At 72.1% G+C, this 11,544-nt stretch carries 9 protein-coding genes and 1 pseudogene; 6 read left to right on the top strand and 4 right to left on the bottom strand.

The window, feature by feature from the left end:
• Window positions 1–37: 37 nt before the first annotated feature.
• Window positions 38–1,480, bottom strand: a complete 1,443-nt coding sequence (locus tag AC6I72_RS34080) for an MFS transporter (protein WP_498005321.1) — start codon at window positions 1,478–1,480, stop codon at window positions 38–40.
• A gap of 205 nt (window positions 1,481–1,685) precedes the next feature.
• On the opposite strand from AC6I72_RS34080, the gene AC6I72_RS34075 reads away from it, so the two are divergent.
• Window positions 1,686–2,573, top strand: coding sequence for a helix-turn-helix domain-containing protein (locus tag AC6I72_RS34075; protein WP_498005320.1), 888 nt, complete (start codon window positions 1,686–1,688; stop codon window positions 2,571–2,573).
• A gap of 312 nt (window positions 2,574–2,885) precedes the next feature.
• Here AC6I72_RS34075 and AC6I72_RS34070 read toward each other — a convergent pair.
• The 3 genes and pseudogenes from AC6I72_RS34070 to AC6I72_RS34060 all read right to left on the bottom strand — a co-directional run.
• Window positions 2,886–3,986 (bottom strand): annotated as a pseudogene (locus AC6I72_RS34070) (pectate lyase family protein); the annotation flags it as partial.
• A 181-nt stretch (window positions 3,987–4,167) separates the two neighbouring features.
• Window positions 4,168–5,397 (bottom strand): right-handed parallel beta-helix repeat-containing protein, encoded by a 1,230-nt coding sequence (locus tag AC6I72_RS34065; RefSeq protein ID WP_498005319.1) that lies wholly within the window; start codon window positions 5,395–5,397, stop codon window positions 4,168–4,170.
• A 433-nt stretch (window positions 5,398–5,830) separates the two neighbouring features.
• Entirely contained in the window at window positions 5,831–6,754 is a 924-nt protein-coding gene (locus AC6I72_RS34060) for a LysR family transcriptional regulator (RefSeq protein ID WP_498006433.1), read from the bottom strand.
• A gap of 262 nt (window positions 6,755–7,016) precedes the next feature.
• Here AC6I72_RS34060 and AC6I72_RS34055 point away from each other — a divergent pair, with 262 nt between their 5' ends.
• The 5 genes from AC6I72_RS34055 (at window position 7,017) to AC6I72_RS34035 (ending at window position 11,438) form a co-directional block, all read left to right on the top strand.
• Window positions 7,017–7,658 (top strand): carboxymuconolactone decarboxylase family protein, encoded by a 642-nt coding sequence (locus AC6I72_RS34055; protein ID WP_498005318.1) that lies wholly within the window; start codon window positions 7,017–7,019, stop codon window positions 7,656–7,658.
• Window positions 7,649–8,080, top strand: a complete 432-nt coding sequence (locus tag AC6I72_RS34050) for a tautomerase family protein (RefSeq protein WP_498005317.1) — start codon at window positions 7,649–7,651, stop codon at window positions 8,078–8,080. The genes AC6I72_RS34055 and AC6I72_RS34050 overlap by 10 nt, the downstream gene beginning before the upstream one ends.
• A gap of 201 nt (window positions 8,081–8,281) precedes the next feature.
• The gene (locus tag AC6I72_RS34045; protein ID WP_498005316.1) at window positions 8,282–8,644 is read left to right on the top strand and encodes a YciI family protein; all 363 of its coding nucleotides are present in this window, start codon (window positions 8,282–8,284) and stop codon (window positions 8,642–8,644) included.
• A complete protein-coding gene (locus AC6I72_RS34040) occupies window positions 8,641–9,894 on the top strand; it encodes an RNA polymerase sigma factor (protein ID WP_498005315.1) in 1,254 nt (417 codons plus the stop codon). Before AC6I72_RS34045 ends, AC6I72_RS34040 begins: the two co-directional genes overlap by 4 nt.
• Before the next feature lie 323 nt (window positions 9,895–10,217).
• Window positions 10,218–11,438 (top strand): FG-GAP-like repeat-containing protein, encoded by a 1,221-nt coding sequence (locus tag AC6I72_RS34035; RefSeq protein WP_498005314.1) that lies wholly within the window; start codon window positions 10,218–10,220, stop codon window positions 11,436–11,438.
• The last annotated feature ends 106 nt before the right edge of the window (window positions 11,439–11,544 follow it).

Below are 11,544 nucleotides of genomic sequence, written 5' to 3'. Positions count from 1 at the left end.
GGGGGCGTCTCCTGCGCTCACCGCCGGGCAGGACGCGCTACCTGGTGGTGCGGGCGCGCAGGAACAGGGCGCTGGTGAGGGCGGTGACGAGGACGAGGGCGGTGTCGACGGCGACGGCGGTCCGGATGCCGCCGAGGATGCCGGTGACGCTGGTGGTGGTCATGGCGCCGGTGGCGACGGCGCTCATGACGGGGGTTCCCATGGTGATGCCGATCTGCTGGCTCATGGTGGCCAGTCCGGTCGCCATGCCCTGTTCGTGGTCGGGCAGACCGCTGGTCGCGGTGACCATGAACCCGACGATCAGGAGCATGTTGCCGACGCCGCCGACGAACGTGGCGGGCAGCAGCAGGGCGAGGCTGTGGGCAGTGGTGCCCAGCAGGAGCAGGGCGGCGGTGGCGACGGTCTGCACCAGCGCGCCGGTGATCAGGGTGGTGCGGGTGCCGGTGGCCGCGATGACGCGGGGTGCGACGGTGCCGCCCAGGACGGTGCCCAGGCCCAGGACGCCGAAGGACAGCCCGGCCGCCAGCGGCGAGAAGCCCAGGACCTCTTGCAGGTAGAGGGTCATCAGGAAGACCAGGGAGGTCTCGGTGACGAAGGCCAGGATGCCCGCGACGTTGCCCCATGCCACGCTGCGTCGGGCGAGGACGGTGACCGGGACCAGCGGGGCGGGGCTCTTGCGTTCGACGAAGTGGAACGCGACCAGCAGGAGCACGCCGGTGGCCAGCACGGCGAGGGAGGCGGGGTCGGACCAGCCGTGCTCGCCGGCCCGGGTGAAGCCGAAGACCACGGCGAGCAGACCGAGGGTGACGCTCAGGGCACCGGGCAGGTCCAGGCGCGGACGGACCTCGGGGCGGGACTCGGCCAGCACCATCGGGGCGATGACCAGCACGGCGGCGGCGACGGGCACGTTGATGAAGAACGACCACCGCCACGACAGCAGGTCGGTCAGCACGCCGCCCAGGACGGCGCCGGTGGTGAAACCGGCCGACATCAGGGCGCCGTTCAGGCCGAGGGCCTTCTCCCGCAGCGGCCCCTCCGGGAAGGAGGTGGTCAGCAGCGACAGACCGGCCGGGGTGACCGCCGCGGTCGCCAGTCCCTGAAGGACACGGGCGACGACGAGTACCTGCGGACTGGTGGCCAGACCGCCGGCCAGCGAGGCCAGCCCCAGAACGGCCAGACCGGCCAGGAAGAGCCCACGCCGGCCGAACAGGTCCGCGACCCGGCCGAAGAGCAGGGTGAAACCCGCCGCGCACAGCGCGAACGAGGTCGCGATCCACTGCAGGCCGCCCAGCGAGAACCCCAGGCCCTCGCCGATCACCGGCAGCGCCACGTTCAGGATCGAGAAGTCCACCGCCAGCATGAACTGCGCGACCAGCAGCACCACCAGCGTCAGCCGCATCCGGGGAGTCAGCCGGCGCGGTCCCGCCTCACCCGGGCCACTCGCGACAGCCTTCCCGGCCACACCATCGACAACAGACATGAGATTCCCTTCGAGAAGTTCCGACCGGGGGAATCCTGCGCCGCCGGCCGCTCGCCACCCAGTCCCCGGAGAGGACTCCCCGCCCGCTGACGAGGCGTGCGGTGGGTGGTCAGAACATGACCACCCAGGGCGGGAAGCACGCGGGCGCCGCGTCCGTTGCACCCAGGGCACGGTTCACTTCACCGGACGACTGGGAGCGCACCTCATGCCTGACTTCTCCGAGCTGAGCGATTTCCTGCGCAGCCGCCGAGCAGCCCTGACGCCCGAGGAGATCGGGCTGCCGCAACTGGCGGAACGACGCAGGGTGCCCGGTCTGCGGCGCGAGGAAGTGGCGTTGGCGGCAGGCCTGAGCGTCACCCACTACACCCGGCTCGAACAGGGGCGCGTCCACCAGGTGTCCGACTCCGTCCTCCGGGCGATCGCCCGCACCCTGCGTCTGACCCCGGACGAGTCCGGCCACCTCATGGATCTCGCGCGGCCGGAGGCGATCACCTCCCGGCGTGCCCGGACCCCGCGAACCCCCGGCGCCGCTCCCGGTGTCCGCCAGCTCATCGACACCTTCACGGACACCCCCGCCCTGGTCCTGGACCGGCGCAACGACATCCTCGCCTGGAACGCCATGGGCCATCTCCTGCTGGGCTTGCACCTGCCCTTCGACGCGCCCGGGCATCAGGACCGCCGGCCGAACCTGACCCGGATGCTGTTCCTGGACGAGCACAACCGCGACCTCTACCCGCACTGGCACGACGAAGCCGAGCTCGCGGTGGCGTCGCTGCGGCTCGTCGCCGGCCGCCACCCCCACGACAAGCAGCTCGCCGAACTCATCGGCGAACTCTGCATGAACAGCGAGGAGTTCGCCCGGCGCTGGGCCCGGCACCCGGTGCGGACCTGCGTCGCCGGCACCAAGGAGATCGACCACCCTCTCGTCGGTTCCATGGAACTCTCCTTCCAGAGCCTGCTGCTTCCGGAGGCGGCCGGACAGCGCGTGATCGCCTACACCGCCCGGCCCGGCTCGGGTTCGGACGCGGCTCTGCGGCTCCTCGCCTCCACCCTCCGCGTGCCGAACACGAGCGTCCCGACGCCCCTCGACTGACGCCCGGGCAGCGCGACGGCACGGCCGCGCCGCACCACCGGCACACCCCGTGCGGCGCCCAGGTCCGTCAGGGGACGTACCGGACCGGGGCGGCCTGCGGCCGGTACGGCGGCGTGGACCTCGCCCACGGCCGGGGTCAGGACTGTCGCGCCCTGCGCCTGCTCGCCGAGGGCGCCCGGCGCCGCGCCCGCGCCCCCGTGGAACCGCGGTGAGCCCCGGCGGCAGCGGGCCCGCTGCCGCCGGGGCCGGCCGGGGAGGTGACGCTCATCCCGGCCGTCCGAGGCCGCCGGGGGGTGTGGGCGTACGCGGTCAGCAACTGCCGTTCGACGTGAGCAGCCCCGTGCCGGCGCCGGCCGTCCGGCTCACGATGCCCGGCACGCACTCGGCCGCGTCGAGGGTGTAGGAGTAGGGGATGGCCACGGTGGTGTCGGACTGCGGGTCCGGGCCCGCCGGGTGGTTCTCGCTGCCGGGGGCGGACCAGGTCACGTTGTCGTAGATGTTGCCGCTGACCTGCCAGTAGCCGGCCTCGTCGGTGTAGAAGGTGCCCAGGACGTCCTTGGAGTCCTTGAAGTAGTTGTTGTCCACCTTGGCGTGGGCCCCGGCCCGGGAGTTGATGCCCGATTTGTGGAGGTCCACGTAGTAGTTGTCGTAGATGTGGGCCGTGCCGCCGCGCAGCAGCGGGGCGCGGGAGTCCAGGTTCGCGTACAGGTTGTGGTGGTACGTGATGAAGGTGCTCGTGAGGTCGCTGTCGCTGTGGCCGACGAGACCGCCGCGGCCGGAGTCGCGCAGGACGCTGTAGGACAGCGTCACGTACCGGGTGTTGTTCTTCAGGTCGAAGAGGCTGTCGTACCCCTCGTCCTCGCCGCCCGACGCTTCGAGGGTGACGTGGTCGACCCAGACGTTGTGGACGTTCTTCTCCATGCCGATGGCGTCCCCGCCGTTGGACACCGGGGAGCCGGACTTCTTGACGTTGCGGACGGTGACGTTCTGGATGACGATGTTGCCGGCCTCGCGGACGTGGATGCCGAGCTGGTCGAAGACGGCGCCGCCGCCCACCCCGACGAGGGTGACGTTGCTGATCTGCTTCAGCTCGATCACGTCGTCGGCGGTGTTGCAGCTTTTGCCGGACACCTGGCTGGTGTTGCCGTGGTTGATGGTGCCCTCGACCTCGATGACGATCGGGGTGCTGCTGCTGGCCCGGTTGCACAGCGCCGCGTTGATCTCGGTGCCCGTGGTGGCCCGCACCGTCCGGCCGCCCGCGCCGCCGGTCGTGCCGCCGTTCTGGCTCGCGTAGCCCGAGGCGCCGCCGGCCGCCGCCGACGCCTCGGGAGCCGACAGGGCCGCACCGGCCGCGGCCACGAGGGCCATCGTGGCCAGCGCCGCACCGACCCGGGACATGACTGGTCCGCTCATCCGCATCTCCTCATCTCCTTGTCTCCTCATCGGTTCTCGCCGTCTCCTCGTCGGTTGTCGCCGCCGCGAGGCCGGAGCGCCGCGGCGGCACCGAACACGTCGTACGGGCCCCGGGGGGCGTGTCACCGGGCAGGACCGGCGGCGTGCGCCCCGGGCCGCGCGGCCCGGGGCGCACGCGTCGTCACGGGGTGACCGCCTTGCCGCCGAAGGTCACGACGAGGTGGCCGTCGGAGGCGAAGGACCAGCCCAGGGCGCCGGTGTAGGAGGAGCAGCGCGACCCGTTCGAACCGAGCCAGAACTGGTTCGAGGCGTCGGTGTCGGCGTCCGTGCTGATCTTGTCGTTCGTACCGCTGCCGGTGCGGCACGAGGTGTTGTTCCGGAACACCGAAGTCCCCTCGTCGAACGCGAAGTTGCGGACGCCGTTGTCGGCACTGGCGTTGTTCGAGATGGTCATCGAGCCGGGGTTGCTGTTGTAGGTGAAGCCGTGGTGGCCGTTGCCGTACGCCACGTTGTGCCGGACGACGTGGTCGACCGCGATGCCGGAACCGCCGAGCTTGTAGCCGTTGCGGTCGCCGTTCTTGTTCTGGGTGCCGTCGGTGAGGGTGCCGTTGCCGTAGGAGAGGGAGTACTCGATGGTCACCGGGCCGATGGCGCCGGTGTCGGTCTTGGCGTACAGGTCCCAGCCGTCGTCGATGTTGTGGTGGGAGACGTCGTAGCGGAACACGTTCCCGGTGCCGGTGGTGAGCTTCGCGGCGAAGCCGTCGGCGTTCTCGCCGGAGGAGTCCTTGTTGTCGTGGGACTCCGAACTCACCACGAGGTTGTTCGACGGCCACTGGGACTTGGGGGTGCTGGAGGCGATCCTCCCGAGCTGCAGTCCCGTGTCACGGTTGTACGCCGTCACCACGCGCTCGACGACGTTGTTGCTGCCGCCGACGTAGATGCCGTTGTCCCCGGCGTGCTGGACGGTCAGGCCGTACAGGTGCCAGTAGTCGGCCATCAGCTGCAGGCCCCGGTTGGACGAGCTCTCGCTCTGCGCCGAGAAGTCCAGCACCGGCTTCTCGCCCGGGTAGGCGGACAGGGTGGTGCGGGCCCCGGAGGTGCCGTTGGCGCCGGCCGGGACGGTGATCGTCGAGGAGTACTTGTACGTCCCGCCGCGCAGGTAGATCGTGCCGCCGGCGGTGATCCGGCTGATCGCCGAGGTGAGCGTCGTCGGGGCGGACTGCGTTCCGGCCGCGCTGTCCTTGCCGTTCGGCGCGACGTAGAGAACGGTGTCCGACGCCGTCACGGCGCCGGCCGCTTCGACGGGCCCGGCGTCGCCGGGGACGGAAACGGCCTGCGCCATGGTGCCGGACAGCGTGACGAGCGCGCCGGCCAGCAGGCCGACCGATGCGATTGCGGCTCTCGAGTGCATTGCGTGTCTCCTTGGCCGTGGGGATGCGCGCGAGCGGTCGCCGCCCTGGGGTGGGGCGTCGTTCCGGAAGGACCGAGGGGCTGTCCGGGCCCTTGACGGTTCGCCCGCGCACCGCTGGGGAAAGCGCTTGCTGGAGAAAGCTAGAGGCCTGCCGTGACCGCGTCAATAATCCTGCCTGTTGAACGCCGTTCACATTACTGAACCTTGGCGTTCGAATGACGAAGGCGAAGTCCCCTACCCTGGCCCGGTGTTGCAGGCATCCTGGGGTGGGCACCGGTCGTACTCGTACCGACCTGGTGTTCAGCGAGCTGACCGGAGCTGCGGGTTCGGCAGCGTCCGGCCGTGCTCGTCCGCCGGACCACCGGCGGACGACCACGGCAGCCGGCTCCGCCGCTCGCCGGGCCGCCGCGCATCCGGGATCGGCGCGCGACGATCAGCCGGCGGGGTCGCTGAGGTCGGCGAGGTCGGCGGCTTGGCGGCGCAGGGCGCGTGCCAGCGCCTGCGTGGGCGCCTCGGCGGGACCCGGCATGCGCACCAGGCTGACGCGTCGTACCTCCTCCGCGACGCCCTCGACGGGTACGACGCGGACGCCGGGCGGGAGGACGGGCAGCAGTGCCGGCGTCGCCGTGGTGATGCCGGCGCCGGCCGCGACCAGGTGGAGTTTGGTCAGCCAGTCGCGGGCGGTGTGGCGGACCCGGGGCCGCCCGGGCAGACCGGGCCAGACGCCCAGCACGGGCTCGTCCGCGCTGCCGGCACCGGCGATCCATGGTTCGCGCGCGATCTCCTCGACGCTGACGCTGTCCCGTTCGGCGAACGGGCCGTCGGCCGGCACCACCACGGCCAGGCGCAGTTCCAGCAGCGGTTCGACGCTCAGGGGCGGATCGTCGGTGTCGGGCGAGCGGTGCGGTGGCCGGGAGGAGAGGAGCGCGAGATCCAGAGTGCCGGCGCGCAGCGCGCGCACCAGCGAAGGAGTGCTGCCCTCACGCGTCGTCACCTCCAGGTGAGGGTGCTCCTGGCGCAGCATCGCCAGGGCATGGGGCACGATCACCGCACCGGCGGTGGGGAAGAAACCCAGCCGGACACGGCCCCCCTCCACCTCCGCCGTTCCGCGCAGCTCCCGGTCGGCGGCCTCCAGGGCGTCGAGGGCGACGACGGCGTTCCGCAGGAGGACACGGCCTGCGCCGGTCAGCCGGACACCGCCGGCGTGGCGGTCGAAGAGCCGGGCGCCGGCCGCCTGTTCCAGCGCGGCCATCTGCCGGGAGACGGCCGACTGCGTGTACCCGAGCGCGTCCGCCGCGGCCGTGAAGGTACCCCGCTCCGCCACCTCCCGCAGCACCCGCAGCCCGACCAGCGTCATCTCCATGAGGTCTCCGTGGAACAGCCATGAGCAGTGAGTCGGCCCCGGCAGCGAGCCGGCCCGAGCACCGAGTCGGAGCTTCGAGTCGGTCTGAGCAGTGAGTCAGCCCGAGCACCGAGTCGGCTCCGAGCATCGAGCCGGTCTGACCAGTGGATCAGTCTGAGCAGTGGGTCACCCCGGCCCGTGTCATGAGTAATCGGAATGCCCATTATGCCGAACATTCGTTGGCGGAATGCCCTTCCGCCTTCCTAGCGTGGAGGGCATGAACGACGACCCCCCTGACACGACTTCCGGGCTGGGCGGCCGGTTGCCCCTCCTCCCTCCCGACGGCCTCGACGAGGCACAGCGCGCGCTGCGCGACCGTCTACGGGCCACACGGGCGCGCAGCGCACAGGAGGCGGGCTACACGGCCGTCCTGCCCGACGGGCGGTTCATCGGCCCGTTCAACGCCCTGCTGCGCACTCCGCACCTCGCCCGGCCCCTGCTGGAGTGGGCCCAGGCGCTCACCCGGGCCGGCATCGCGGCGGACGTCCGAGAGACCGTCATCCTGACCGTGGCCGCCCACTGGCGGGCCGAGTACGCGCTGTACGCCCACGCCGCGGCGGCCGGAAAGGCCGGTCTGCCCGCCCCGGCCATCGCGTCATTGCTCCGCGGCGAGGCTCCCCGCGGGCTGCGCCCCGACGCCGATCTCGCGCACCGCCTGGCCGCCGCCCTGGTCCGCGACCACCACGTGCCGGACGGCCTGTACGACGAGGCAGCGGCCGCGTTCGGCACGAACACCCTCATCGCCCTGGTCAGCCTCGTCGGCCAGTACCTCAACACCTCGGCGCTGCTGGCCTGCTTCCAGGTACCGGCTCCGGACAGGAACCAGAAAGAGAAGGAAGGCGACACCTCATGCCTCTGATCAACATCTACCTGCGCCAGGGAACCCCCGCCGAGTACCGCCGGAACGTGTCCCTGGGTCTGCACAAGGCGATGGTCGACGTGCTGAAGATCCCCCAGGACGACCAGTTCCACGTCTTCCATGAGGTCCTTCCCGACAACTTCCAGATGCAGCCGGTGGTGTTCGGCCTGCGCCGCACCGAGCGGACCATGCTCATCCAGTTGTCCTTCAACCACCGCACCGCCGAGCAGAAGGCCGAGCTGTTCCAGGCGATCGTCGACAACCTCCGGCTGTTCGCCGACGTCCCCGAAGAGGACATCCTGATGATGATCAACGAGACGGCCAGGGAGAACTGGTGGGCCGCCGGCCGCGTCGTCGACCCCGCCACCGGCTACGACGAGCGCATGGAGCACGGCCTCACCGCTACCGGGGCCGCGAGCTGAGGGCGGTGCCGACGGCTGTCCCGCCGGGCAGAGGCCGGATAGGTTGATCAGCCGCGTCACGAGGGAGCGTGGGACAGCCCTCGGCCGCGCGGAAGAAAAGCCGGAGAAAAGCCGTCGCCGGATGTCGAGGACCCGTCCCCGGCTCCGACTGAGGGGTGACAGCGCGCCGACGGGGCGCGCGGGACCGAGGGGACACCCGGGATGAAGTACGTCGCGATGATCTACGGCAACCAGGCCAAGTGGGACTCCTTCCCGGCCGAGGACTGGCCGGCGGCCATCGCCGCGCAGGAGGCGTTCAACAGGAAGTACCGGGAGACCGGAGAGCTTCTGGGCGCCTACGGCCTGGCGGACGCGGCCAACGCGCAGCTCGTGCGCCGCGAGGGCGGGGTCCCGGCGGTCACCGACGGCCCCTACCTGGAGACCAAGGAGTACATCGCCAGCTTCTACCTGCTCGACTGCGTGAGCCAGGAGCGCGCGCAGCGGATCGCGGCGGAGATGCCCTTCGCCGACGTCGAGCCGGTCGAACTGTGGCCCGTCCTGCACGAGTCCGCGGCCGACCTGTGACCGTGGACCACGGCGTCGAGGACCTGCTGCGCGAACTGGCGCCGCAGGTCCTCGGCGCACTGCTGCGCAGGTACGGCACCTTCGACGCCTGTGAGGACGCCGTCCAGGAAGCCCTGCTCGCCGCAGCGCTCCAGTGGCTCGCCGAAGGACCGCCGGACAACCCGAGGGGCTGGCTGGTCACCGTCGCCTCCCGCAGGCTGGTCGACCAGGTGCGCAGCGAGCAGGCACGCCGGCGCCGGGAGGACCGTATCGCCCTGGCCACCCCCCAGGCGGAACTGCTCAGCCGCGCCGCCGACGCCGACCCTGGCACCGACAGGGACGACTCGCTCGCCCTGCTGTTCCTGTGCTGCCACCCGGCGTTGTCCACGCCGAGCCGGATCGCACTGACGCTGCGCGCCGTCGGCGGCCTGACCACCGCCCAGGTCGCCGCCGCCTTCCTGGTCCCGGAAGCGACCATGGCCCAGCGCATCAGCCGGGCCAAGCAGACCATCAGGACCTCCGGCACGGCGCTGCGCATGCCCGAGGCGGCCGAGCGTGGCCGGCGGCTGCGCGAAGTGCTGCACGTGCTGTACCTGATCTTCAACGAGGGCTACACCACCACGGACGGCGCCGGCCTGACCGCGCCCGCCCTGTCGGCCGAGGCGATCCGGCTCACCCGGCTGCTGCACCGCCTGCTGCCCGACGACGCCGAAACGGCGGGCCTGCTGGCGCTGATGCTGCTCACCGACGCCCGCCGCCCCGCCCGCATCGGTCCCGGCGGCGACCTGGTGCCGCTGGCGGAGCAGGACCGCGGCCGGTGGGACCGCCGGCTCGTCACCGAGGGGATCGACCTGATCGGCAAGACCCTGCCGCGCGGACGGACCGGCCCGTACCAGGTGCAGGCCGCCATCGCCGCCGTCCACGACGAGGCCGAGCACGTCGACGCCACGGACTGGCCGCAGATCCTCGCCCTGTACGAACTGCTGGAGCACATCGCTCCCAACCCGGTGGTCACCCTCAACCGTGCGGTCGCCGTCGCCATGGTGCACGGTCCCGCCGCCGGCCTCGGCCTGCTCGCCACCCTGCGGTCCGACAAGCGCACGGCACGCCACCACCGCCTGCTCGCCACCGAAGCGCACCTCATGGAGCTGCTCGGCCGGCACGACGCGGCGGCCGACGCCTACCGCGAGGCCGCGCGACGCGCCACCAGCGCACCGGAACGGCGCCACCTGGCCGCCCGCGCGGCACGGCTGTCATCAGGACCGGGCTGACCGGCACCGGCTGGGCCGACGGGCCGGCACGCGGCCCGGCAGCGGGGCCGCGTGCGTTCGGACCCCCGCACCGGCGCGGGGCGCCTGGGCCCGGTGCGGCTCGGTGTGCTGCGTCGCGGGGCCACCGGGAGCGGGGGAGGTTTTGCGGGCCGCGCGGAAGGCCCGCTCGGCTCGGCGAGCGGGCCGGGCGGCCGGTGGGAACCCGTACGCGTTCTTCCGCGTCCGCACCGGTCTCCCCGCGCACAGCGGTGATCATTCCGACGGGGTATCTTCCTCTCGCGGCGCGTCGAGCGTCTCTCCGCGCCGCGCTAGGGAGGGAACGCATGCGCGTATCACCGCTTCGGCGTCTGGCCACCGTGGCCACGACACTGGGGCTCGCTTCACTCGGGCTGCTCGGCGCGGGCGGGACGCCCGCGCAGGCCGCGGTCAGCGACTGCCCGTCGGGCTACTTCTGTGCCTGGAAGACCGAGAACGCCTCGGGCACCATGTTCAAGACGAACACGGCCAAGGCGACGCTCGGCAGCTGGGACAACACGTTCCGGTCGGTCGAGAACCACACGTCCAAGTATGTGTGCCTGCACGACGACGCGAACTACGGTCAGGTCGGTCCCGTCGACGTGTGGGCGCCCGACCCCGCGGGCAAGGACTGGGGCCACTCGGCCGGCAGCACCAGCTCGGTGAGGCTCGTGTCCACCGCGCGGGAGTGCACCCTGCCGGCCTACCCGCAGTGGTTCTCCTCGCCCGCGCCCGAGGCGGCGGGCTTCGGTGACCTGAACGCCGACCGCCAGGCCGACGTCCTGGTCCGGGACAAGGCGGGCCGGCTGTGGTTCCTGCCCGGCGACCAGACCGGCAAGCTGGTCGGCACCGGCGGCTGGAACGCCATGAACGCCCTGGTCCGGCACGGCGACTTCAGCGGTGACGGCCGCGAGGACGTGATCGCCCGTGAGGCGTCGACCGGGAAGCTGTGGCTGTACCCGGGCACCGGCACGGGCAGCCTCGGCTCGCGCAAGCTCATGGGCACCGGCGGGTGGAACGGCATGAGCCGGATCGCCGCCTTCGGAGACATCTCCGGCGACGGCCGCCCGGACGTGCTGGCCGTGGAGAAGTCCACGGGCAAGCTGTGGCTGTACCCGGGCACCGGCGCCGGCGGCCTCGGCTCGCGCAAGCTCATCGGCACCGGCGGCTGGAACGGCATGAACGCCCTGACCGGGGCAGGTGACATGAACGGTGACGGCCGTGCCGACCTGATCGCCCGCGAGGCGTCCACCGGAAAGCTGTGGCTGTACCCGGGCCGAACCGGTTCCCTCGGTTCGCGGGTGCTGGTCGGTTCCGGCGGCTGGAACGTCATGGACACCGTGCTGGGCCTGGGCGACGTCACCGGCGACGGCCGCGCCGACCTCGTCACCACGACCACCGCGGGTTACGCCGGCGAGGGCTGCCGGGGCACCGGCTGCCAGCTCGTCTACACCGGCCGCGGCACCGGCGCGCTGAACGCGGGCCAGGTGACGGCCACCGACTGGTGGGGCCTGAACGGCGCCTTCTGATCCGGTCATCCGGTGAAAGGGCCTCCGCCGGGCGGAGGCCCTTTTCGCGTTCACCCCGCGACTCGGACGCCCTGGGGCGCCGGGCCGCGGCGCCGCGCCCGGGGCG

The sequence above is a fragment of the Streptomyces sp. Xyl84 genome (genome assembly GCF_059731885.1).
The sequence above is the reverse complement of the archived record's forward strand: the minus strand, read 5'-3'. Positions and strand labels throughout refer to the sequence as shown.

Coding starts and splice junctions, on each gene's coding strand:
- AC6I72_RS34050 (WP_498005317.1), top strand. CDS start 7,649: ATGCCTCTGATCAACATCTACCTGCGCCAGGGAACCCCCGCCGAGTAC.
- AC6I72_RS34080 (WP_498005321.1), bottom strand. CDS start 1,480: ATGTCTGTTGTCGATGGTGTGGCCGGGAAGGCTGTCGCGAGTGGCCCG.
- AC6I72_RS34060 (WP_498006433.1), bottom strand. CDS start 6,754: ATGACGCTGGTCGGGCTGCGGGTGCTGCGGGAGGTGGCGGAGCGGGGT.
- AC6I72_RS34075 (WP_498005320.1), top strand. CDS start 1,686: ATGCCTGACTTCTCCGAGCTGAGCGATTTCCTGCGCAGCCGCCGAGCA.
- AC6I72_RS34055 (WP_498005318.1), top strand. CDS start 7,017: ATGAACGACGACCCCCCTGACACGACTTCCGGGCTGGGCGGCCGGTTG.
- AC6I72_RS34065 (WP_498005319.1), bottom strand. CDS start 5,397: ATGCACTCGAGAGCCGCAATCGCATCGGTCGGCCTGCTGGCCGGCGCG.
- AC6I72_RS34035 (WP_498005314.1), top strand. CDS start 10,218: ATGCGCGTATCACCGCTTCGGCGTCTGGCCACCGTGGCCACGACACTG.
- AC6I72_RS34045 (WP_498005316.1), top strand. CDS start 8,282: ATGAAGTACGTCGCGATGATCTACGGCAACCAGGCCAAGTGGGACTCC.